The organism is Streptomyces sp. NPDC003077 (assembly GCF_040611095.1).
In the GTDB taxonomy this organism is placed as follows: domain Bacteria; phylum Actinomycetota; class Actinomycetes; order Streptomycetales; family Streptomycetaceae; genus Streptomyces.
On sequence record NZ_JBEXNM010000057.1, the window covers coordinates 1 to 23,160 of the forward strand.

At 74.2% G+C, this 23,160-nt stretch carries 14 protein-coding genes; 5 read left to right on the forward strand and 9 right to left on the reverse strand.

Annotated features, from left to right (window positions below):
• Positions 1-170: 170 nt before the first annotated feature.
• Positions 171-1,190, reverse strand: coding sequence for a TerC family protein (locus tag ABZX96_RS29005; protein ID WP_355550083.1), 1,020 nt, complete (start codon positions 1,188-1,190; stop codon positions 171-173).
• 509 nt (positions 1,191-1,699) lie between these two features.
• Complete coding sequence (locus tag ABZX96_RS29010) at positions 1,700-2,812, reverse strand: L-histidine N(alpha)-methyltransferase (protein WP_355550085.1); 1,113 nt, start codon at positions 2,810-2,812, stop codon at positions 1,700-1,702.
• A gap of 88 nt (positions 2,813-2,900) precedes the next feature.
• On the opposite strand from ABZX96_RS29010, the gene ABZX96_RS29015 reads away from it, so the two are divergent.
• Complete coding sequence (locus ABZX96_RS29015; protein ID WP_355550152.1) at positions 2,901-4,373, forward strand: PLP-dependent aminotransferase family protein; 1,473 nt, start codon at positions 2,901-2,903, stop codon at positions 4,371-4,373.
• A gap of 305 nt (positions 4,374-4,678) precedes the next feature.
• Here ABZX96_RS29015 and uvrB read toward each other — a convergent pair whose 3' ends face one another.
• Positions 4,679-6,820, reverse strand: coding sequence for an excinuclease ABC subunit UvrB (uvrB, locus tag ABZX96_RS29020; protein WP_355550087.1), 2,142 nt, complete (start codon positions 6,818-6,820; stop codon positions 4,679-4,681).
• Positions 6,821-7,355: 535 nt separating this feature from the next.
• Between uvrB and ABZX96_RS29025 the strand changes: the two genes are divergently transcribed.
• Together ABZX96_RS29025 and ABZX96_RS29030 are read left to right on the forward strand one after the other, a co-directional pair.
• Positions 7,356-8,240: a glycerophosphodiester phosphodiesterase family protein gene (locus ABZX96_RS29025; RefSeq protein WP_355550089.1), complete on the forward strand. Its 885-nt coding sequence runs from the start codon at positions 7,356-7,358 to the stop codon at positions 8,238-8,240.
• A gap of 236 nt (positions 8,241-8,476) precedes the next feature.
• Positions 8,477-9,124 (forward strand): methylated-DNA--[protein]-cysteine S-methyltransferase, encoded by a 648-nt coding sequence (locus ABZX96_RS29030; RefSeq protein WP_355550091.1) that lies wholly within the window; start codon positions 8,477-8,479, stop codon positions 9,122-9,124.
• Between the two features lie 180 nt (positions 9,125-9,304).
• Here ABZX96_RS29030 and ABZX96_RS29035 read toward each other — a convergent pair whose 3' ends face one another.
• Positions 9,305-9,943 carry a uridine kinase gene (locus ABZX96_RS29035; protein ID WP_355550092.1) on the reverse strand — a complete coding sequence of 213 codons (639 nt, stop codon included), beginning with the start codon at positions 9,941-9,943 and terminating at the stop codon, positions 9,305-9,307.
• A gap of 119 nt (positions 9,944-10,062) precedes the next feature.
• On the opposite strand from ABZX96_RS29035, the gene ABZX96_RS29040 reads away from it, so the two are divergent.
• Entirely contained in the window at positions 10,063-12,021 is a 1,959-nt protein-coding gene (locus tag ABZX96_RS29040) for a hypothetical protein (protein WP_355550094.1), read from the forward strand.
• A 98-nt stretch (positions 12,022-12,119) separates the two neighbouring features.
• On the opposite strand, the gene ABZX96_RS29045 is transcribed toward ABZX96_RS29040, so the two are convergent.
• Positions 12,120-14,237 carry a tetratricopeptide repeat protein gene (locus ABZX96_RS29045; protein ID WP_355550096.1) on the reverse strand — a complete coding sequence of 706 codons (2,118 nt, stop codon included), beginning with the start codon at positions 14,235-14,237 and terminating at the stop codon, positions 12,120-12,122.
• A 100-nt stretch (positions 14,238-14,337) separates the two neighbouring features.
• Positions 14,338-14,841 (reverse strand): hypothetical protein, encoded by a 504-nt coding sequence (locus tag ABZX96_RS29050; protein WP_355550098.1) that lies wholly within the window; start codon positions 14,839-14,841, stop codon positions 14,338-14,340.
• A 301-nt stretch (positions 14,842-15,142) separates the two neighbouring features.
• Here ABZX96_RS29050 and ABZX96_RS29055 point away from each other — a divergent pair, with 301 nt between their 5' ends.
• Positions 15,143-15,547, forward strand: a complete 405-nt coding sequence (locus ABZX96_RS29055; protein WP_355550100.1) for a hypothetical protein — start codon at positions 15,143-15,145, stop codon at positions 15,545-15,547.
• 181 nt (positions 15,548-15,728) lie between these two features.
• Here the strand turns inward: ABZX96_RS29055 and ABZX96_RS29060 are convergent, their stop codons facing one another.
• Genes ABZX96_RS29060 through ABZX96_RS29070 form a run of 3 tightly spaced genes read right to left on the reverse strand, consistent with a single transcriptional unit; the run spans position 15,729 to position 22,557 of the window.
• The gene (locus ABZX96_RS29060) at positions 15,729-17,756 is read right to left on the reverse strand and encodes a helicase-associated domain-containing protein (protein ID WP_355550102.1); all 2,028 of its coding nucleotides are present in this window, start codon (positions 17,754-17,756) and stop codon (positions 15,729-15,731) included.
• Positions 17,757-17,770: 14 nt separating this feature from the next.
• On the reverse strand, positions 17,771-19,372 hold the full coding sequence (locus ABZX96_RS29065) for an SWIM zinc finger family protein (RefSeq protein WP_355550104.1): 1,602 nt from the start codon (positions 19,370-19,372) through the stop codon (positions 17,771-17,773).
• Positions 19,369-22,557, reverse strand: coding sequence for an SNF2-related protein (locus ABZX96_RS29070; RefSeq protein ID WP_355550106.1), 3,189 nt, complete (start codon positions 22,555-22,557; stop codon positions 19,369-19,371). The genes ABZX96_RS29065 and ABZX96_RS29070 overlap by 4 nt, the downstream gene beginning before the upstream one ends.
• Positions 22,558-23,160: the final 603 nt, after the last annotated feature.

Sequence of the window (23,160 nt, forward strand, 5' to 3'; positions counted from 1 at the left end):
GGGGGGGGGGGGGGGGGGGGGGGGGGGCGGGGGGGGGGGGGGGGCCGCCGGGCGGCCCGCCCCCCCGCCCCCCGCCCCGCCCCGGCCGCCCCCCCCCGCCGGGGGGGGGCGCGCCCCGCCGGTGGGCCGGGGTGAGCCGCGGGGGGTACGGCTCACCAGGGCCGCGGGGATCAGGCTTCGACGCGGGGCTTGTCGTCGTCCGTGGCGTCCACGTCCCGCTTCGGGACCTCGGCCGCCTCTGCCGCGGCCTGCTTCTTCGAGGCCATGAGGCTGGTGATCGTCGTGACGACCAGGACGGCGCAGATGACGCCCAGCGAGACCGGGATGCTGATCTCCGGCACCGCGACCCCCGACTCGTGCAGGGCGTGCAGCACCAGCTTGACGCCGATGAAGCCGAGGATGACCGACAGGCCGTACGACAGGTGGACCAGCTTCTTCAGCAGACCGCCGATGAGGAAGTACAGCTGGCGCAGGCCCATCAGGGCGAAGGCGTTGGCCGTGAAGACGATGTACGGATCCTGCGTGAGGCCGAAGATCGCCGGGATGGAGTCCAGGGCGAACAGCACGTCGGTGGTGCCGATCGCCAGCATGACGATCAGCATCGGCGTCATCAGCCGCTTGCCGTTCTCCACGATGAACAGCTTCGTGCCGTGGTACTTGTCGGTCGACCGGAACCGCCTCTCGACCATCTTCAGGAAGCGGTTCTCCTCGAACTCCTCGTCCTCCTCGTCGGACCGCGCCTCCTGGATGAGCTTCCAGGCCGTCCAGATCAGGAAGGCGCCGAAGAGGTAGAAGACCCACGAGAAGTTGGCGATGATCGCGGCGCCAGCGCCGATGAAACCGGCCCGCAGCACGAGCGCGATCAGGACGCCGACCATCAGCACCCGCTGCTGGTAGATCGACGGCACCGCGAACTTGCCCATGATCAGGACGAAGACGAAGAGGTTGTCGACGCTCAGCGACTTCTCGGTGATGAAGCCCGCGAAGAACTCGCCCGCCGGCTGCCCGCCGCCGAAGACGAGGAGCCCGAGCCCGAAGAGCCCGGCGAGGGCGACCCACACGGCCGTCCAGATCCCGGCTTCCTTCAGGGAGACGTCGTGCGGTTTGCGTCCGCCGATGAAGAAATCGGCGGTGATGAGGGCGCCCAGACCAAGAACGGTCAGCACCCACAGGGTCAGGGAAACGTCCACTGCTCCTCCGGCAGAGTCGTACGGCACCAAACAGCGTCGTCGCTGCCGGAGGTCTCCTCCGCCCGGGACATCTGGCCGACCGCTCGACACGATCGCTGCCCGGACCGACGCCCCGGGATCTGTGCAGACTCGCGATCCGTGATGACGGGAACGTCGCAGTGGGAGTACTCCCCTCCGCACGATGAGAGTAAAGGAAATCCATAGGCAAGTAAAGAGATGGGCAAATTCCTTGGTGGGGGCGGTTAGGGGGCGGTTGTGGGGAGGGGGGTAGGCCGGTGGTCAGGAGCCGGCCCCATGGCTGTCCGGCTGGCCGGTGACCGGGGCCTCGCCGATGGCGGACACCGGCTGACGGCCGAGGTCGGCCCCATCGGCCCTGTTGGCCCCATCGGACCCATCGGCCCTGTTGGCTCTGTCGGCCCTGTGGCCGGGGCGGGCTCTCGGAGAGGGGCGCCGGGCGGGCGTTCACGCGGGTGCGGAGGGGCGGTCGCTTCCTGGCCGGTTCACGCGCTTCACGGGTTCACCGCCACGGCCTTGAAGAAGGTGTAGTGGAAGGTCCCGCCCTCGTCCGCCGCCCGCCGCAGCTCGGCAACCCCCCGGTCGAAGTCGGCCGCGGACGACAGACCGGCGGCCACCGCCTCCTCCCGGACCGACGCGACCATGGCGATGAAGGTGTTGCGGGTGAACCCCTCCACCAGGCCGGGTCGGGACGCGTCGGCGTAGACCGTCCGCGGCCGGACCTCGACGTCGGTGTACCCGGCCCGGGTCAGCAGCGGCTGCAGCTCCCGGCCGATCAGCGCATTGCCTCCGGCGACCGCCTGCAGCCGCACCTGGTGCCCGATCACCGCCTGGGCGCGGGCGCCGCGCGGGTGGAAGAACGCCGAGCCGTGGTCGCCCTCGATGACGGTGATCGTGCCGCCGGGCCGCAGCACCCGCCGCAGTCCGGCCAGCGCCCGCAGCGGTTCTCCGAGGTGTTCGAGGACGAAGCAGACGAAGACGTGGTCGAAGTATCCGTCGTCGAAGGGCAGGTCGTGCAGGTCGGCGCGGCGCCACTCCACCGCGGCGGCCGGATGGTGGGCCCGTATGCGGGCCCGGGCCTGGGCGAGGGAATCGGCCGAGACGTCGACGGCGGTGAAGCGCGCCCCGGGGCTGGCCGTCACCAGGTGCGCCGTCTGGGCGCCGACTCCGCACCCCGCCTCCAGCACCCGGCTGCCGGCCCGGTAGTGCGTGCCGGCGTGCAGCAGCGCCGCCAGGGTGTCGGCCTGGTCTCCCAGTCGGCGCGCCTCGTGTTCGGAGTAGCCGTGGACGTAGCCGGCGCCGGGCCGACGGGAGGGGGGTGCGCCCGGGGGCCGTCCTCCCGCGTTGCGCGGACGGTCGGGGCCCGGGGCGGTTCCGGGGCCCGGCGCGGTTCCGGGTCCCGGCGCGGTTCCGGGGCCGAGCCGGGGAGCGCTTCCCGGACCGGGGGCGGTGTCGGCACCGATCACCGGGTGATCGAGGGAGGCGGGTTCGTGGGCGGTGGGAGCCGAGTGATCACGTCGGACGGGGTGGTGCCCTGCGGGAAGGGAGAGATCGAGGGCGGCGGGGCCGGGTTCATGCGGGGTGGGGGTGGTCGGGTCCGTGTCCATGCGGTGATCGTTTCGCCACAATGGCCCGGTGAACAGGTCCAAAGAGAGCGCGAGTGACCGGTCCAAAGCGAGTGCGGGCGGCCGGTCCATATGGGATGCGGGCGGCACCGGCGCGGCGTCCGGCTCCGACTTCCTCCAGTTGGACACCGCGGACGCGCCGGTGGGCGGGCTGTCCGACTGGCTGGCCGGGCGGCTGCGGGAGGCGATCTCGGACGGCCGCCTGCCGGTGGGCAGCCGGTTGCCGGCCTCCCGGCTCCTGGCCGCCGAGCTGCGCGTGTCCCGCGGGGTGGTGACCGAGGCGTACCGGCGGCTGAGCGAGGACGGGCATGTCGCCGGGCGCGGCCGGAAGGGGACGGTCGTGGTCGCCGCGCCGCTGACGGCGCCGCCGTCCTCCCCCGCCACCGCGGCGACCGCGACCGGCGCGCTGTTCGCCGGGGAGCCCGGCGCGGAGATCTTCGACGCGCTGCGGGCCGCCCCCGCCCGCGTCGACCTGTCCCCCGGCCTCCCCGACCTCGCCGCCTTCCCCCGCGCGGCGTGGTTGCGGGCCGAACGCGCCGTCCTCGGCACGCTGTCGGCGTCCGGCTTCGGCTACGGCGACCCGCGCGGCACGCCCGCGCTCCGACGGGCCGTCGCGAACTGGCTGGCCCGCAACCGGGGCATCCGGGCTGACCCCGAGGACATCCTCGTCGTCGCCGGGACCGCCCAGGCGCTCACGCTGCTCGCGCGGGTCCTCCACCGGCGGGGAATCCGGCAGGTGGCGGTGGAGGACCCCGGTTCGCTCGGCGCCCGCCAGCACCTGCGCGACGGGCTGCTGGAGACGCCTCCCGTCCCGGTGGACTCCGAGGGGATCCGCGTCGACGCGCTGCGGGCCACGGGGGCTCCGGCGGTGGTCCTGACGCCCGCGCACCAGTTCCCGACCGGCGTGGTGCTCGGCGGCGAGCGGCGCCGCGAGCTGATCCGGTGGGCGGGCGAGGGCGGGCTGATCATCGAGGACGACTACGACGCGGAGCACCGTTACGACCGGCCGCCGGTCGCCGCCCTGCGGTCGATGCTCGCCGAGCAGGTCTGTTACGCGGGGAGCGTGTCCAAGCTGCTGGCACCGGCGCTGCGCGTGGGCTGGGTGCTCGCGCCGCCGCGGTACCGGGACGCGTTGCTTGACGCCAAGCGGTACGCGGACCTCGGCAACGCCGCGCTGCCGCAACTGGTGCTGGCCCACCTGATGGAGTCGGGCGAGTTGGAGCGCCACCTGCGACTGCTGCGCCGGCGCCACCGCCACCGCCGGGACGCGATGATCCGGGCGCTGGCGGCCCACCTCCCGGACGCTCGGGTGCACGGCGCGGCGGCGGGGCTGCACCTGATGATCACGCTGCCGGGCGAGGTCGCCGACCGGGACCTGGCCGCCGCCGCGCTCGCCAGGGGCGTGAAGACCCAGCCCCTTTCCTGGCACGCCCAGCGCCCGCACCCGCCGGGCCTCGTCCTGGGCTACGCGGCGAACACGCCCACCCTGATCACCGAGGGGGTCGCGGTCCTGGGTGAGGTGGTGCGGGAGTTCGTCGGGTGAGGGGGAAGGGACGGTGGGTGGGGTGGTGGGTAGCGGTCTGGGGGGAGCGGGTGCCTCGGTCGGCCGGAGGGGGTTCCGTCGGCCGGTGCGCGGAGAGGCCGGCACGCCGGTACGCGGAGAGGCCGGAATCCGTGTGCCGGCCGTCCCCGTCGGCGGGACGGGGGACGGGAGATGGGGACGAGGGACGGCCAGGTGGCCCAGCCGCCGGGAGCGCCCGGACCGCCGCCCGGCCGCTGCCCCCGGACACCGCGCCCCCGTCGCGGCGTCCCCTCGTTCTCGTCCCCCCGTCCTCGTCCTCCCCCTCGTCAGCGCAGGCCTGCCTCCTTCATCTGCCGCAGTTCCTTCTTGAGCTCGCCCACCTCGTCGCGCAGCCGGGCCGCGACCTCGAACTGGAGCTCCGCGGCGGCGGCGCGCATCCGGTCCGTCATCTGCTCGATGAGCTCGGCCAGTTCGGTGGCAGGGCGGTCCGTCGTGGTGGCACCTGCCTTTGCGGCCTTGCCTCCCTTGGCCGCGGCCTTGCCGCCCAGCGCCGGGACCGGTGCCTTGCCGCCCTTGGCCTCCTTGCCGTCGGCGCCCTTGCGGTAGCCGGTGCCCAGGAGTTCCTGGGTGTCGATCTCCTCGCGGGCGAGGGTGGCGACGATGTCGCCGATCTTCTTGCGCAGCGGCTGCGGGTCGATGCCGTGCTTCTTGTTGTACGCGAGCTGCTTCTCGCGGCGGCGGTTGGTCTCGTCGATGGCCTTCGCCATGGCGGGGGTGACCTTGTCGGCGTACATGTGGACCTGGCCGGAGACGTTGCGGGCCGCACGCCCGATCGTCTGGATCAGGGACGTGCCCGACCGGAGGAAGCCCTCCTTGTCGGCGTCCAGGATGGCCACCAGGGAGACCTCGGGCAGGTCGAGGCCCTCGCGGAGCAGGTTGATGCCGACCAGGACGTCGTACTCGCCGGCTCGCAGCTCGCGCAGCAGCTCCACGCGGCGCAGCGTGTCCACGTCGCTGTGCAGGTAGCGGACCCGGATGCCGAGCTCCAGGAAGTAGTCCGTCAGGTCCTCGGCCATCTTCTTGGTGAGCGTCGTCACCAGGACGCGCTCGTCCTTGTCGGTGCGCGTCCGGATCTCGTGGACCAGGTCGTCGATCTGCCCCTCGGTGGGCTTGACGATGACCTCCGGGTCGACCAGGCCCGTCGGACGGATGATCTGCTCCACGTACCCGTCGGAGCGCGAGAGTTCGTACGTGCCGGGGGTGGCGGACAGGTAGACCGTCTGGCCGACGCGCTCCAGGAACTCCTCCCACTTCAGCGGGCGGTTGTCGAGCGCGGACGGCAGCCGGAAGCCGTGCTCGACCAGGGTGCGCTTGCGGGAGGCGTCGCCCTCGTACATGGCGCCGATCTGCGGCACGGTGACGTGCGACTCGTCGATGACCAGGAGGAAGTCGTCCGGGAAGTAGTCCAGGAGGGTGTTGGGGGCCGTGCCGCGCTCCCGGCCGTCGATGTGCAGCGAGTAGTTCTCGATGCCGGAGCACGTGCCGATCTGGCGCATCATCTCGATGTCGTAGGTGGTGCGCATCCGCAGCCGCTGGGCTTCGAGGTGCTTGCCCTGCTTCTCCATCGTGGCAAGGCTGTCCGCCAGCTCGGCCTCGATGCCGGCGATCGCCTTCTCCATGCGCTCCGGCCCGGCGACGTAGTGGCTGGCCGGGAAGACGTAGAGCTGCTGATCCTCGCTGATGACCTCGCCGGTGAGCGGGTGGAGGGTGGACAGGGCCTCGATCTCATCACCGAACATCTCGATCCGCACGGCCAGCTCTTCGTAGACCGGGAAGATCTCGATGGTGTCGCCGCGCACCCGGAAGGTGCCGCGGGTGAACGCCAGGTCGTTGCGCGTGTACTGGATGTCCACGAACCGGCGCAGCAGGGCGTCCCGGTCGATCTCCTGGCCGACCTTGAGCGGCACCATCCGGTCGACGTACTCCTGGGGCGTGCCCAGGCCGTAGATGCAGGACACGGACGCGACGACGACCACGTCGCGGCGGGTCAGCAGCGAGTTCGTCGCGGAGTGGCGCAGCCGCTCGACCTCCTCGTTGATGGAGGAGTCCTTCTCGATGTAGGTGTCCGACTGAGGGACGTACGCCTCGGGCTGGTAGTAGTCGTAATACGAGACGAAATACTCGACGGCGTTGTTCGGCAGGAGCTCGCGGAATTCGTTGGCGAGCTGGGCCGCGAGGGTCTTGTTCGGTGCCATGACCAAGGTGGGCCGTTGCAGCTTCTCGATCATCCACGCGGTGGTCGCCGACTTTCCGGTGCCGGTCGCGCCGAGCAGGACGACGTCCTTCTCACCGCCCTGGATGCGCTGCGCGAGCTCGGCGATGGCCGCCGGCTGGTCGCCGCTGGGCTGATACGGGCTGACGACCTCGAAAGGTGCCACCGTGCGTTCGATCTGGGAAACGGGCCGCATGGAACCCACCGTACGACCCCCCACTGACAACCGACCGCAACAACGCTCTGACCAGCTACTTTTCCAGCGAACGCGGCCATGCCGACGCGCGGTCCGCCCGGCGGCGGGCGGGCACGGCGAGTAACCGCGCGGGTCTTGCCGACGCGGGCTTGAACGGCTTCGGGCACGGCTTGGGCAGCTTCGGCGCGGGCCTGGCCGACTTCGGCGCGGGCTTGAACGGCTTCGGCGCGAGGTCCGCTGTGGCATGGGCCTGATCGGCGCACGGGGTGGCGTTGCGGCGTGTGCGGCCGGTCACCGGGCTCGAAACGAAAGTACCGGCCTTGTTCCCTTTTCGGCCTTTGGCTCATCCGCACGCGGCCGTCCGCCCGCCCTGCCGTTTTCCCCGGACTTCCCGCTCCGCCGCATACGGACCCGGCACACCGGACACCTCTCGTTCCATATCTGTCCATCCCGCGCCTATCTTCCGGCCCGTCCCGGCTGCGAACCTCTGCCTCACCCCCCACGGTCCGCGTTCACGCCACCACGAGGAGTCCGTATGCGTATCCGCTCCATCGCCGCCGCCACCGGAGTGCTCATGGGTCTGTCCGCGCTCGCCCTCCCCACCGCCTCCGCGCAGCCCGCGGCACCGAAGCACCGCCCCGTGACGGTCGTGGCCCACCGTGGCGCCTCCGCGTACGCGCCGGAGAACACCATCGCCGCCGTGGACGCCGCCGAGAGACTCGGCATCGAGTGGGTGGAGAACGACGTCCAGCGCACCAAGGACGGCGAGTTGATCATCATGCACGACACCACGCTCGACCGGACGACGAACGTGGAGCAGGTCTTCCCCGACCGTGCCCCCTGGAAGATCTCCGACTTCACGCTGGACGAGATCGAGAAGCTGGACGCGGGGAGCTGGTTCGACCCCAAGTTCGCCGGCGAGCGGGTGCCGACGCTTGAGGAGTACATGGAGGCGGTCGAGGACAACGACCAGAAGCTCCTGATGGAGCTCAAGTCCCCGGAGCTCTACCCGGGTGTCGAGCGCCAGGCGCTCAGGGAACTGCGGAACCAGGGCTGGCTGGACCGCCACCACGTCAAGCACCGGCTGATCATCCAGAGCTTCAACGCCGACTCGGTGAAAAAGGTCCACGAACTGCGCCCCGACATCAAGACCGGTTTCCTCGGCACCCCGGCGGTGGCCGACCTCCCCGCGTACGCGAAGTTCTCGGACCAGATCAACCCGCAGTACAACTCGGCCACTCCGGCGTACGTCAAGGCCGTCCACGCCGTACGCGGCGCGCACGGCCGTCCCTTGGAGGTCTTCACCTGGACCGTCGACAGCGCCGCGACGGCGGTCAAGGTCGCGAAGGCGGGGGTGGACGGCATCATCTCCAACAAGCCGGACGTGATCCGTGACGCGCTGGAGAACACCCGGCGCTGACCTCCGGCGGGCCCCGGACCAGCGGCGCTCCGGAAGCGAGTCGGCGATCCGGAAGCGCGCGGGCGGTCCGGGGGTGCGCGGGCGGCAGCACGGAAGCGCGCGGGCGGCCCGGGCGGTTGGCCGCGGGTCGCCCGCCCGGGCCGGTCCGCGGTCGGCGTCCGCGGCGGACGTGCCCCTCCGAGGCCAAGGGAGCGGGTCACAGGCCGTTGTCAGTGGCTCGCCCTAGGCTGATTTCCGTGATGAACGCAGAGCGGGACATCGAGCCGGGCGCCGGCGCGGACACGGCTGTGGCGGCTGCGGCTACCACCCGGTCGGCACCGGACGTGGAGCGAGACGCGGGCACGGCACAGGGTGGGGCGCGCGACTGGGCCTGGCGGGTGCTGACCACACCGATAGGCCCCCTGCTGCTCGCGGCCACGCGCGCCGGCCTCGTCCTGGTCGCCTTCCACGCGGACCGGAAGACGACCGGCCGGACGCTGAGCCGTCTCCGGCACGCATTCGGCGGCGAACCGCTCGCCGAGCTCCCCCACCTGGCCACGGCCCGCGCCGAGTTCGCGGAGTACTTCGCTGGCACGCTGCGGGGCTTCACGGTTCCGCTGGACTGGTCGCTCTCCTCCGGGTTCAACGAACGCGTGTTGCGGGAGCTGGCCGCCCACGTCCCCTACGGCGCCGTCGTCGGCTACCAGGATCTGGCCGACCGGGTGGGCGAGCCGGGCGCGGCCCGCGCGGTGGGGGCCGCCATGGGCTCCAATCCGCTCCCGGTCATAGTCCCCTGCCACCGCGTGGTCGCGAGCGACGGTGGCATCGGCGGCTTCGGTGGCGGCCTGGAGACCAAGCGGCTGCTCCTGGCACTGGAGGGCGTCCTTCCGCAGCCCCTGTTTTGAGGCCGGGCCGCGTCTCTTCGAGAGGGCGAGGGCGTGCCCTTCGAGGGGGTGAGGGCGCATATCACGCCTCCATTCCCCCGCGGAGTGGTGGCTTCGTCCGCGCCGTGTCCGGCGACGGGCCGCAGCGGGACCCGGAGGGCCGTCGGGAGGTCGTGCAGCGGTTCCGGCGGCTCCGGTCCCTCAGCCGGCACCGCTCCACGCCGGGTGCCGCGGATCGTCCGCCCGTACGACAACGTCGGCGACCTCCTCCGGCCGCACCTCGTCCTCGTATCGCGCGAAGGCCGGCAGCGTCCACCGCTCGCCGTCCGGGGAGCGCCGGGCGAGGGCGGCGGGGGACAGCTTCACGTGGACCGACAGGTCGAAGGGGAACCAGTGGCCGAACAGCAGCGGACCGTGCAGGAGGAGCACCCCGCCGGGCGGCAGTTCCCGGTAGCCGCTGCGCGTGGCGCGGTCCGTCACCGGGTCCCACAGATCGGGCAGGACGCGCCCGGTGCCGCCCGGTTCCAGTGGCTGGAACACTTCCCGCCAAAGGGCGCGGCGGTCGAACCACTCGTCGTAATAGGCGTCCGGGTCCTCCTTGCCGTACTCCAGGCGGAGGGAGGCGGGCCGCAGGAAGCCATGGGTGCCGGCCTTGTGGACGGACCGCCCGCGCACGCGCAGCCCTTCGGCGAGCCGCGCGGCCAGGGCGTCCGGCCGGGCGGCGGGCGCCCCGTCGATCGCCACCCTCAGCCAGGGGCTCCCGTCGTCCGCCGTCGTCCTGAGGACGCGCTCGACCAGCGCGTCGGTCAGTCGCTCCCAGGTGATCGCTTCCAGCCGCACCCCCTCATTCTGCCGGGACCGGGGGATCAGCCGTTAGGGTGGCCGACCGGAACACGGGTGAAGGGGTGCCGTACGTGGGGGCGCAGGCGGAGGCAGGGAGAGGTCCGGGATGGCTCCGGGTGCCCGTGGGGCCCGAAGGCCAACGGTGGTCGACGCGGGCCGCGACCGAACGCGTGCTCCTCGTCGTGCACAACGTCACCTCGGCCACCCGCCTGCTGGACGTGCTGCCCCTGTTCGCCGGTGACACCCGTGTCCAGTGCCTGGCGACCTGCACGGGGTCCTCGCCCTTCCAGCACGGGGTCCCGGAGCTGCTGGCCGAGGCGGGGCTGCCCGTCGTGCCCTGGGAACAGGCCCGGGAGGTCTCCCCCGGCCTGGTGATCAGCGCCAGCTACGGCGGTCAACTGCACCATTTCAAGGGAAAGTTGGCCGTTCTCTCCCATGGCGTTGGCTACAATAAAAGACTCTCTACACCGGACACCGGACACCGGACACCGGACACCGGACACCGGACACCGGACACCGGACACCGGACACCGGACACCGGACACCGGACACCGGACCTCACCGCGTCGCCTTCGGCCGGGCAGGTGGCGGACGCTCCCCCGCCCGTCTTCGGGCTGTCTCCCGAGTGGCTGCTCCACGACGGCGAACCCCTCGCCACCGCGACCGTCCTGTCCCACCCGGAACAGCTCACCCGTCTCCGCCGTGCCTGCCCCCAAGCCGCGAGGACCGCGGTACTGGCCGGCGACCCCTGCTACGACCGGCTGCTGGCCGCGCTCCCCTACCGCGACCGCTTCCGCCGCGCGCTCGGGGTGTCCGCCGGTCAGCGTCTGATCGTCCTCAATTCCACCTGGGGTCCCCGCTCCCTCTTCGGTGACGGGAACGACGTCCTCCCGTGGCTGCTGCCCCGGCTCACCGACGAACTCCCCACCGACGAATACCGCCTCTGCGCCGTCCTGCACCCCAACATCTGGCACGGCCACGGGCCCGGCCAGGTCCGCGCCTGGCTCGCCCGCGCGGAGCGGGCCGGGCTCACCCTCGTGCCGCCGCTCGGGCCCTGGCGGCAGGTGCTCGCCGCCGCCGACGCCGTCATCGGCGACCACGGCAGCGTCACGTACTACGCCGCCGCCATCGGCACGCCCGTCCTCCTCGCCGCGTTCCCCGCGCAGGACCTGGACCCGGCGTCCCCCGTCGCCGAACTGGGCCGGCTGGCACCCCGCCTGCGCCCGCGCGGACCGCTCCGCCCTCAGCTCGACGCGCTCCTGGCCACCCACCGCCCGGACCGGTACGACCGGCTCACCGCCCAGGCCACGTCCGACCCGGGCGCCTCCGCCGCCCTGCTCCGCCGGGTCTTCTACGACATCCTCGGCATACCCGAGCCGGCCACGCCCGCCTTCCTGCCGCGCCTGCGCGAACCGACGCCGCTCACCGGCGACGCCGCGCTCGGGGCCCCGTTCCCGCCGCAGATACCGGGCCCGCCCGAGACCACTGCGGTGCCCGCGCCCCTGCGCCCGCCGCTGACGCCGCTCCGCGTGCTCACCCGGGTCGTCACCACCGGCGCCCCCGGCACGCCTCCCGAGATCGCCGTCACTCGCTACGCGGGCGGCACCCGGGACCCCGAACCCCCGTCCTCAGAGCCGTACGAGGGCACCCCGCCGCCCGGCGCATCGGGGGACGACGCCGAGATCCTCACCGGCGTGCACACCGCCGTCCACGAGGACACCCCGGACGCCGGCCGGCTGTCCCTCGCGGACCTCGTGCTGCACGACCGCCGAGACGAGCCCGAGGCATGGGCGCACGAGACCGTGCACCGCTATCCCCACAGCGCCATGGCCGTCTGCGTCACCGCCCCCGACCGGTGCCTCGTGCGGGTGGCGGACGGCAGCCTGGTCACGCTCGAAGCCTCCCGCGCGGCGGACGGCTACCGGGACGCCTGCGATCCCACCGCCTACGCCTCCGCCCTGTACGCCTGGTACGAACTCGGCCGGCCACTGGAAGACCTCGGCCCCGTCATGACCGTCCTGACCGGCGGCGCACGCCATCACGTCACGGTGTCGGTCAGCCGCGCGCGGCGGTGAGGACGAGTCCGGCGGCGGGCGACGAGGCCGGGGCCCGGCGGCGCGTGCCCCAGTCCGCCGGGCCTCCGCCTCCCGACGCCCCGGTGCGAGCCCGCCCCTTACGCCTCGCCCAGCTCCCCCAGCCGCCCCCGAACGGCCACTGCCCCCGGCGCCCCCGTCGCCTGATGGAAACCGAGCGCTTCCCGCAGGAAGCGGATCTCGGCCGCCCGGTCGCCCGTCATCCGGGCCGCGCGGGCGCGGAGCTCCGCGACATCCGCCTGCTGGACGACCGCGCCTTCGGCCGCCATCACCACCGCCGCCTCCGTGAGCAGCGGCTCCGCGCGGGCCGGGTCCCCCGCCGCCAGGTGCGTGCGGCCGAGGCTCATCAGGACGCGGGCCTCGTTGTAGGGGTCGGGGAGGGCGCGCATCAGCTCGCGCGCCCGCGTCAACCGGCCGAGGGCGGCCTCGTGGCGCCCGGCGCCTTCGAGGGCGCGGCCGAGGTGGTGTTCGAGGAGGGCGAGCGCCCGGGGGTCGCCGACCCGGCGGGCCAGGTCGCGCGCCGCCTCGAAGTGCCCGGTCGCCTCCGACCACCGCTCCTGTTTGAGGCTCAGCAGGCCCGACGACTCGACGGCGGTCGCCTCGCCCCGGACGTGCCCCGCGCGCCGATCGGCCTCGGCCGCCGCCGCGAACGCCTCCCGCGCCCGTTCGTGGTCCCCCAGGCCCATGTACGCGAAGCCCAGTTGCGTCCGCATCCGGCCCTCGGCCTCGGGGCACTCGTCCGCGCAGCGCGCCGCGGCTTCGACACCGAGCAGATGCGTCCGCACCCACTGCTCATGGAAGCCGAGCCGCAGGTGCAGCCCCCACATAGCCTCGCAGAGCTGCCACACCAACTCGTCGAGGCCGTACTCGGCGGCGGCCCGCACCGCCTCGGCCAGGTTCTCCCGTTCGCCGCGCAGCCAGTCCAGGGCGCGGTGCCCGTCCGGGTACGCCGGGGGCCTGCCCGCCAGTCGCGCGTAGGCGGGGCCCAGGTGCCAGCGGCCGGGGAGCACGCAGGCGTCCGCCGCGGCGGCGGCGCGCACGTACCAGAGGACGACCCTGCGGACGGCGCTCGCGACCCCCGCCGCGCCGTCCTCCGCGAGCGCGCGCTCCTCCGCGTGCCGTCGCCAGACGTCGTGCAGCCGGAATCGCGCCGAATCCGCCCCCGGGACCGTCACGTCCTCCACGACGCGGACCCGGGCCAGTTCGCCGAGGGCCGACCGCGCCGCGTCCTCGTCCACGCCCGCGGCGGCAGCCGCCGCGCCCGGCGTCACATGTGTCCACGGCCGCACCGCCATCCGGCGGTAGACCACGGCCGCGGTGTCCGACAGATCCGCGTACGAGGCGTCCAGGACACCGCGCAACGGCTCGTCGGGAACGGCGGGATCCGCGTCACCGGCCATGTCGCGCGCCACCGCCTCCCAGTCCAGGTGTTCGTGTTCCGCGACCCGCGCCCCGACCGCGCACAGGGCCAGGGGCACTCCGCCGCACCGCAGGGCCACCGTTTCGACCCCGCGCCCCGTCCCGCCCATCCGGGCCAGCAGCCGTACCGCGTCCGTCGTCGCCAGCGGCCCGATCCGCACCACCCGGGCGCCGTGCTCCATCACCAGGCGTCCCAGGTTCCACCGGCTGGTCACCAGCGTCAGCGATGCCGCGGACGGGGTCAGCAGCGGGGCCACCTGTGCCGCCGAATGCGCGTCGTCCAGCACCGTGAGCATCCGCCGCCCCGCCGTCAGGCTGCGGAACAGGCTCTCCTGGGCCTCCTGATCACCGCCGATCCAGTTCTGGTGGACACCCAGGTCGCGCAGGAAGCGCGGCAGGACCTCCGCCGGGCTCGCCGCCGTGTCCGCCGACGCGCCGCGCAACCGCGCGTACAGCTGCCCCTCCGGGAACCGCTCGCCCAGCGCCGCCGCCAGCCGCAGCGCGGTGGCCGTCTTGCCCACGCCGCCCGGCCCGCACAGCACCACCACGACGGGTGCGCCGCCGGCCTCGTCCAGCAGCGCGCCGACCTCGGCGAGGACGGCCTCGCGGTCGACGAAGAGCCGGGTCGCCCCCGGCACCGTCCGGGGCACGGGCGCCCCCGGCACGAGCGCGGGGACCGCGGCCTCCTGGAAGACCACCGTTCCGATGCTCCCTGCCTGGACGGCGTTCCCGTACACCGTCCCGCCGCTCAACTCGTTCCGTACGGCGCGCGTGTCCATTGCGGGGCTTGTATGTCTTACCTCGCGCCCGTGCTCGGCGGGGCGCGCCGGGCTCGCGTGCGGGATGGCAGGGGCGCCTTCCCGCTCGTCCGCGCCTGTGTCAGCCACGGGCGCGCCCTTCGGGTGCCGCGTGCAGGGTGAGTCCGGACACCACGCCCGCCTGGATGACGGTGCCGTGCTGCACCCCGCCGCTGATGACGTTGTGCACCTCGCCGACGCCGCCTTGTCCCACCTCCCGGCGCAGTTCGTCCACCAGGACGCGCAGTTCGGCCGCCCGGGCCGGGTCCTCCCGCAACAGCCGCCGCAGCCGCGTCCGCAACGCGGCCTCCACGTCCCGCACCCCGTCCTCGTCACCGCTCTCGCGGGCGTCGACGAGGTCTTCCCGGGTCCGTTCCAGCTCTCCTTCGAGCGCGTGGACGGTGTCGTCGGGGAGAGTGCGGGCGCTCTCTTCGGGGAGGGTTTCGGCCGATCCGTCCGCCGCCGCGCGCCGGCGCGCGAGGAAGGCCGCGACTCTTCCGCGTGTCCGCTCCCAGCCGTCGGTCACCATCTGCTGCATCAACGTCGTCGCCCCCGCCGTGACGAGCGCCGCCAACTCCGCTTCCACCCAGCCCCCTTGCGTCCGTGGCAGTCGTACGAGATTCCGACCAGCCGCCGATGCCACCGTAAAGAGCGCCTCCCGGTCTTGACCAGCCCGACCCGCGGTGACGGACGACGACCGACGCCGGTGGCCCCGCGCTAGGGGGGACTCCACGCCCCTTCCCCCGAGACATCCTCTGCTTCCTCCCGACACGTTGCCTGTCCCCCCGTCAGCGGCCATGCAGGTGGCGCGCGTCCGTCTCCATGCGCCCCGCACACCTCGTCAGCGCCCTGCCCGGCGCCCGGACCGCCTCCTAGCGTCGGCTGTCATGAGCGGGAAGAAGATCTGGCCCTACTGGGGGCTCGTCGTGTTCGTCTTCGCCATCACCGCATGGCTCACCTCCGATGTCGGGCCCGCCGGGCTGGCCGGGCTGTTCGGCCTGAGCTGCCTGTGGTTCCTCCTTCAGGCGCCCATCCCCTGCGGGGCGCCCATCCGGGCCGCCGGCCGCAGCTGCCGCAACAACGCGCGCGGCGTCCTGCGTGGCTGCCATCTGGAACAGCACAAGTGGCAGCGGGCGCGCGGCCTGTTCGTCCGCCCGAGTTGGCGCCGGGCGTGCGGCGCGCTGTTCGCCACCCCCGTCACCGGCCTGACCAGCCTCGGGGGCATCGTCACCCTGGTGTCCACGGTCCTCAACATCGTCCTGTCCGTCCTGGGCAAGGGCGGCGGAGGGTAGGGCGCGCACCGCCGTGGACGGGCCCTCGCAACGGGCCCTTTGCCAGGTCCTGCGGAGGGGCGCCTGCCTGCCGTTCGTCGGCAACCGGAGAGCGGGCGTCCTACGGGTTGCTTACCTACGGGTTGCTGACGGAGGTGCGTCCACACCCTCCTGTGACGAAACGGGCGCCCGAGGTCTCCCCTCACGAGGCCAGCAACCGTTCGGCGAGGGCCAGGGTGGTGTCGGGCCTGCGGGCCGGAGCGGGGGCGGCGGAACGGTGGTGGGCGAGCCGTTCGACCACCGTCGTCCCGGTCTCCGACTCCTGGGTGGGGGCGTACCCGGCCGTGCGGAGGGCTTCGAGGGTGGCGGCCGGCGGGCCGGCACTGACGAGGACCGTCGGCGCGATGAGCCGCAGGCCGAGGGAGCGCAGCCCGCGGTGGGCGACGAGTTCGCGCAACAGGGCCTCGTCGTCGGAGCGGACGCAGCACCCCGCGGACACGACCCGTATCCGGCCGTGCGTGCGCGCCACGTCCTGGACGAGGTAGCGGAGCGGCTGAGGCAGCGCACCGGTCGCCGAAGCCCCGGTCAGGTCGGCCAGGAGCGCTTCGGGGTCGTGACCTGCGTCCAGTGCGCGGCGGACGGAGGCCGGGGTGAACCGCCAGGTGACGGCCTGCCCTTCGGACTCCCGATCGGCGCAGGCCGCCAGCAGCCCGGCCAGCTCGGGCCCCGGTTGCCCCGGCACGACGGCCGTCAAGTCCGCCTGGAAGTGCGCCTGTCGCAAGGGTGGCGGCAGCAGGTCGTCCAGGGCGGCCCGGAGGGCGTCATCGCGGGTGGTGGGGTCCGGGGCCGTGAGGAGGAGGTGGCCCAAGGGTGTCCGGGCGCCGTGGGCGACAAGGGCGAGGAAGCCGGCTTCCTCCACCGTGTGCCGGGCCCGTTCCTCGATCATCGGCTGGCCGAGGACGGCGAGCGGCCGGTGCCAGGCGGCGGTGCTCAGCAGGGACGGCGACGGCGTGAGGCCGGACGAGGCCGCCGCGTCAGCCGACGGTGCTCCCCGATCGGGGGCGGGGTGGGCGGCGAGGAGGGCGTGCCGGAGGGCCGGGGCGTGGCGGTCGTGGCCGCGGACCAGGGCCGTGGCCGTCTCGCCGGGAGGGGTGTGGGTCGGGATGGACCGCAGGTCCCACCAGGCGGTGAGGACCGGAACCAGCCGCGCGCCGGGCGTACACGCCAGCCAGTCGTCGTACGCGGCGGTGGGGAGGGCGGTGGTGCCCTCGGGCGTGCGGGTCAGTGTGATCAGTTCGGCGGCGAGGGCCAGGTCGAGGAGCAGGCGGGTGTGGGCCTCCGTAGTCCCGGCCGCCTTGGCCAGCCGCTTGGTCTCGCGCAGGGCCAGGCCGCCCGCTTTGCGGAGCGCCGCGGGCCGGGCGGCCAGGGCGGCGAGGAGCCGGTCGAGGGCGGCGGCGAGCGTGGCCGCGGCGGCCTGGGCTTCCGCGCGCGGCGAGCGGGAGAAGGCGGCTGATGTGGGGATCCCTGGGGTGACGGCCCGGTCGGGGGCCGCGGGGGCCGTGGTCGCTCCGGAGCCGTCCGGGGGCGTCGGCCCGGAGCCGTCCGGGCGTGCCACTCGGGAGCCGTTGGGGTGCGTCGCTTCGGCGGGAACGTCGTCCACTGCCCGCGAGTCCGGCGAGGCGGAGCCCCCCGTCTCCCCGGGCGCGGCAGGCACGAAGGGGCCCAGGTCATGACCGGACAGGAGCTGGGCGGTGCGCGGGGGCACGACGACGCGGCCGTCCGGAACGGGGGCGGCCAGCCCGTCCTCGTACAGGCCCTCAAGCGCGGCGACGGCGGCATCCCGAGCCGGTCCGGGGGCCTCGGCACCGAGCTCCGCGTACACCCCCTCGACCGGGACGGGCTCGCTGGCCAGGTCGGGGAAGGACAGCCGGTGGGCCATCAGGGACTGGTAACCGGCTCCCGCGTCCGGGGCGGCAGGGGCGGCCGTCCTCACCTTCGCGAGCCGGCGGCTGAGGCGGGCGGCCGTGGCCAGCACGTGCAACCGCGGGTGGTCGAGGTGCAGGACCAGGTGGTGCAGGGTCTCGTACGACCACAGGGAGGTGGCCAGGGCGTGCAGCCCCGTGGGCGCGGGGCGCCGGGAGAGCGGTTCCGCGTGGCGGGTGAGCAGCGCGGCGAGCTGTTCGGGGGTGCGCTGCCCCAGTGATCGGGTGAGTGCGTCGAGACCTTCCACGGCCTTGAGGGTAGTCATCGGGCGAGGAGGGCGGTCAGCGCGCCCACGGGGTCGGGATCGGCGCCGCCCGTCGGCCACCATTCGTCGCTTCCGGGCTCGGCTTCGTACGGGTACCAGCGGTGGTCGCGGCCGAAGCGGAGCTGGATGCCCCGTTCGGGATCGGTGAGGTGGTTGTGCCAGGGGCGCAGGGCCGGGAGGTCGGCGGCGAGCAGGGCGCCCCGCGCCCGGTCGAAGTCGCCCGCCGGAGGGTTCCAGGTGGTGTCGAGCAGGGCGAGCCCCTCCGCCCCGCCCTGGCGCCAGGCGGCGACGCCGCGCGCCACGTCGGTGACGGTACGGCCGGTGGCCGCGGCGAGGTCGCGGTACAGCGCGCGGGTGGTGGAGGTCAGCCCGGCCGTGGGGTGCGCGCGGGCGGCCAGCCGGACGGCGTCCTGCCAGAGGCCGAGCCGCGGGAACGGGGACGGGACGGGCTCCTGGACTGCGCCTTCGCGTCCGTGGCTCGCCGACGCGGGCCCCTGCACGGCATTTCCCCGCCCACGGCTCGCCTGGGCGGAGTGCAGGTAGGCGTGGGCGCGGGACGCCGCGTCGGCCGCGAGGAACTCCAGTGCCCCGGCGTCGAAGGGCAGCCCTTCGACGCCCGGCAGCACCGGGCCGGATCCGGCGTGCTCCGGCAGCGGCATCGGCGGCGGGAGCCCCGGGCGCAGCCGCTCGGCCAGGGCCGCGCGCGCCATGATCCCCGGGTACGGGTCCGAGGCGCCCGAGGCTTCCGGGACCACGAGGGGTCCCCCGTGGGCGCCCGCCCCGTCGTCGGCCCGTGGACCGGCCGGGCCCGGGGACGGCGACGGATCCGTGGACGGGGCCGTGGTCGGGGCCGTGGTCGGTGGCGGAGCCGGGGGCTCGGTGCTGCCGCGTGCCTCTCCGGCGGCGTGGGCGGCGCTGCGGCGGGCCAGCTCGTCGAGGAGTTCCCGTTCGCCGCGACCGCGCATGAGGAGCAGCACGAACGGATCGGCGTCCAGCAGGCGGGCCGTCTGGAAGCAGAGGGCCGCCGCGTGCTTGCAGGGGTACCCGGCGTCGGGGCAGGAACAGCGGGGCACGAGGTCGCCGGGTCCCGGCAGCAGGCGCGTGCCGCTCTCGGCGAAGGCGCGCGGGAGTTCCTTGGCCAGGAGGGCGGCGAGCTGGACGGGATCGGCGGTGACGGCGTCGAGGAGGGCGGACCACTCACGGTCGGTGAGGACCTGCAGCCGCACCTCCGCGCTGTACGGGCGGGGGCGGCTGCCGCGCACCGAGGCGGCGATGCGTCCCGGCGTGATGTTGATCGTGTCGACGTGGCCGTCGCGGGCGTAGGCGCGGCCCCGTTCGAGCCGGCCGGCGTCCAGGGCCGTCGTCCGCAGCGCGTCCAGCCACGCGTCCCCCCACCAGGTCGCCGCGAAGGGCGTGTCGGCGTCGCCGTGCGGCGGCAGGGGCGGGAACGTGCGCGAACGTTCCGAGCGGTCGTAGCGGTTCGGCCGGGCCGAACGGCCCGCGCGCCCGGAGCCGGCGACGCGCACCGGAGCGGTGGAGTGGACGACGGGGCCGGGATCGCCCGGCCTGTGGGCGGGGCGGGGGCGGCGCGGGCTCATGCGGGCCTCCTCAGCTTCACCAGGTCGGCCAGCTCGGCGTCGGTGAGTTCGGTGAACGCGGTCTCGCCGCCGGTGAGGACCGCGTCGGCCAGCGCGCGCTTGGCCGCGAGAAGTTCGGCGATGTTGTCCTCGACCGTGCCCTCGGCGATCAGGCGGTGCACCTGGACGGGTTGGGTCTGGCCGATGCGGTAGGCGCGGTCGGTCGCCTGTTCCTCCACCGCCGGGTTCCACCAACGGTCGTAGTGGATCACGTGACCGGCGCGGGTCAGGTTGAGGCCGGTGCCCGCGGCTTTCAGGGAGAGCAGGAAGACGGGCACCTCACCCGCTTGGAAGCGGTCGACCATCTGTTCGCGCTGGGCGACCGGGGTGCCGCCGTGCAGAAGTTGGGCGGTGACGCCGCGGCCGGCGAGGTGCCGTTCGAGCAGCCGTGCCATCTCCACGTACTGCGTGAAGACCAGCGTGGCGCCGCCCTCGGCGAGGATCGTGTCGAGGAGTTCGTCGAGCAGTTCCAGCTTGCCCGAGCGCGCGGCCAGCCCCGGCGCCACCTCCTTGAGGTACTGCGCGGGGTGGTTGCAGATCTGCTTGAGGGAGGTGAGCAGCTTCATCACGAGCCCCCGACGGGCCATGCCCTCGGCCGCCTCGATCCGTGCCAGCGTCTCGCGGACCACCGCTTCGTAGAGCGCGGCCTGCTCGCGGCCCAGCGCCACCGGGTGGTCCGTCTCCGTCTTCGGTGGCAGTTCGGGGGCGATGCCCGGGTCGGACTTCTTGCGGCGCAGGACGAAGGGCCGGACCAGTCCGGCCAGGCGTTCGGCCGCGGCCGGGTCCTCGCCGCCCTCGATCGCGCGGGCGTACAGGGCACGGAAGGTCTTCAGGGGCCCCAGCAGCCCCGGAGTGGTCCAGTCCAGCAGCGACCACAGCTCGGACAGGTTGTTCTCGACCGGGGTGCCGGTGAGGGCGATCCGGGCGGGCGCCTTGATGCCGCGGAGCGCCCTGGCCGTGGACGACCGGGCGTTCTTGATGTGCTGGGCCTCGTCCGCGACCACCCACGCCCAGGCCTGGGCGGCCAGTTCCGTGGCGCTCGTCCGCATCGTGCCGTACGTCGTCAGGACGAAGCCGCCTTCCAGGCCCTCCAGGCTGCGCCCGGCCCCGTGGAAACGGCGGACGGGCGTGCCGGGCGCGAAGCGTTCGATCTCGCGCTGCCAGTTGCCCAGGAGGGAGGCCGGGCAGACCACCAGGACGGGCGCGGCGGGCCGTCGGTGCAGGTGGAGGGCGATGACGGTGATGGTCTTGCCCAGGCCCATGTCGTCGGCGAGGCAGCCGCCGAGCCCGAGGGAGGTCATCAGGTCCAGCCAGGCCAGGCCGCGTGCCTGGTAGTCGCGCAGGGTGGCGCGCAACCCGGCGGGGCGCGGCAGCGGACGCGCCTCCGTGGTGAGGCGGGACCGCAGGTCGGCGAGCGCGCCCAGGGGCACCACCTCCACCTCCTCGCCGTCCACTTCGGCGGTGCCGTGCAAGGCGGTGGCGAGGGCGTCGACCGGCTCCAGGTGCCCCAGTTCCCGCTTACGTGCCTTGCGGACGAGGGCCGGGTCCACCAGTACCCACTGGTCGCGCAGCCGCACGACCGGGCGGTGCGCCTCCGCCAGGGTGTCCATCTCCGCCTCGGAGAGCGGCAGGCCGTCCAGCGCGAGTTGCCAGCGGAAGGTGGCGAGGCGTTCGACGTCGAAGAAGCCGAAGCCGTCGGCGGCCGACCCGGGCGCGGGGCGGAGCACCGCCGTGGCCGTCAGCCCCCGGGCCAGTTCCTTCGGCCAGTGGAGCGTCACGCCCGCGGCTCCCAGGCGGGGTGCCGTCTCACCCAGGAGCTCGTACAACTCGTCCTCGGACAGCGGCAGGACGTCCGGCACCGGCCGTTTCAGCAGACGGCCCAGCGGCGGCCACACCCGGGCCGCGCGGCGCACGGCGAGCAGGGTGTCGACCCTGGCCCGGGGGCCGAACAGGGCGGAGCCCTCGCCCTCCCACAGGTCACGGGCGTCCGCCATCAGCGTCGGGTCCGCGAGGCTCTGCACCTGGAGGACGGCCGCCGCGGCGCTGCGCTCCTCGAAACGTCGGTCGGCCAAGGCTCCGCCGGCCCTCCGGCCGTCCTGGGCTTCCCCGGTGGCCCGGCCGTCTTGGGTTTCCTCGGTGCCCTGATGGGTCTCGGCGGGGTACTCGTGATCCGACGACGCACCGCCCGGCCGGTCCCGCCCTCGGGCGGCCCCGGGCACCAGGCCGTCGCCCGGTCCGCCGAGCGGCTGCCCGTGATGCGGCTCACCGAACGCAGGCCCCGGGCCGTCACCGGACGCCACCAGGGTGTCGTCCGCCTCCGGGGTGTCGTCCCGCCGGTCGAAGAGGCGGTCCGGGCTCAGGTCCAGGCGCAGCGCGAGCCGCACGCCGGCGTCCACCCCCGCTGCCACCTCGGCGGCCCAGTCCCGGGCGCCCGGGACGCGGTGGGGGCCCGTACCGGCGTACGGGGCTCCCGCCACCCGGGCCGCGGCCGGGGTGCGGGGCAGCGTGTCGATCACCGCGTCCACGAACATCCGCACCAGGGAGGCGGGGTCGTGCACCTGGAGCGGGCGCCGGCCGCGGAGCGGCACCGCGTACGCCTCGGGGGGCATGGCCGCCGCGATGGCCCGCAGGTGCGCCACATCCTCCGGGTCGAGCGGCCCGGCCCGCCACGCGTCGACGTCGTCCGGACCCAGCCCCGGAAGCAGCCGTCCGCGCGCGGCGAGGTGCAGGGCGTGCAGGGCCGCCGCGCCCCAGCACGCCGTTGCCGGATGCGCGGACGGATCGTGCCGGGCGCGTGCCAGCAGGGGGACGGCCTCGGCGAGGGACAACAGGACAGCGGGGACCGTGCGGCTGCGGGCACCGGCACCGTGCCGCCGGGCGACCGTCAGCTCCACGCGGACCCCGGACACGGCCGGATCGACGCTCGGGGTGGTGCCGTCCGCACCGGATGCGCCGGCCGGCAGGGGCCCGCCATCGGGGCACCAGAAAGCGACCTTGCCGTCCCGCGGCACCGGGGCGGGCAGGAAGACCGCGGCACACCGGGCCGACGCACCGTAGTGGAGGCCGTCCCCGCTGCCGGGCTCCTCGTGGATCCCGGCCGACGGCCGCTGTACGCCCGCGGGCGTCCCGCGCCGCCGCGCTGTCATGCCGCTCCTCTCCCTCTCTGCCATCCGCCCCGCCACTCCCACCCCGACCTGCGAGTCTACGGGCGCACGCAGGGGGCTCCCCCGTCGTACGGAGCCCGCCTCCGCCGACCCCGCACGGCCGGTCTTCCGTGGCCGCGTGGGCCCCTCCGGGAGACGGGCCCCAGGAGAGCGGGCATCAGGCGGCCGAGGCCGCGACGCGCCCGCCCGCGCCCTCCGCCCTCTCCCTGCTCGTCCCCATCCGACGTCCCGTGCCAGCCCGTCCCGCGTCCGCCGTTCCGAAGCCTCGGGCCTCGGCCCTCCGGGTCGACCGCCCGGCGGCCCGTCGTCGACCGCGCGGCCCGCACGTCCCGGTCCCCGTCCCGCCCGCGCCGGCCCCCGCACCGGTGGCGTGCTTCCGGGTACCCGCCGCATCCCGTCGTCGCGGGCGGTGACGAAGAACGGCCCCCTGAGAAAGAACCGAGCGGAAGTCTGCTGCATGTCGTCCTCACCCCCCGTCGTCTGCCGCGGGACCGGGATTCCGACCTCGCGACGTTGCGTGAAAACGATGAAAGCAGACGGCACTGACAACGCCCCGCGAACAACCCCACCATCCCCCGGACCGGC

Bases quoted from the DNA above. Each gene is read 5' to 3' on its own strand.
- ABZX96_RS29010 (WP_355550085.1), bottom strand. From the start codon at position 2,812: ATGGACACGGACCCGACCACCCCCACCCCGCATGAACCCGGCCCCGCC.
- uvrB (WP_355550087.1), bottom strand. From the start codon at position 6,820: ATGCGGCCCGTTTCCCAGATCGAACGCACGGTGGCACCTTTCGAGGTC.
- ABZX96_RS29065 (WP_355550104.1), bottom strand. From the start codon at position 19,372: ATGAGCCCGCGCCGCCCCCGCCCCGCCCACAGGCCGGGCGATCCCGGC.
- ABZX96_RS29025 (WP_355550089.1), top strand. From the start codon at position 7,356: ATGCGTATCCGCTCCATCGCCGCCGCCACCGGAGTGCTCATGGGTCTG.
- ABZX96_RS29045 (WP_355550096.1), bottom strand. From the start codon at position 14,237: ATGGACACGCGCGCCGTACGGAACGAGTTGAGCGGCGGGACGGTGTAC.
- ABZX96_RS29055 (WP_355550100.1), top strand. From the start codon at position 15,143: ATGAGCGGGAAGAAGATCTGGCCCTACTGGGGGCTCGTCGTGTTCGTC.
- ABZX96_RS29070 (WP_355550106.1), bottom strand. From the start codon at position 22,557: ATGACAGCGCGGCGGCGCGGGACGCCCGCGGGCGTACAGCGGCCGTCG.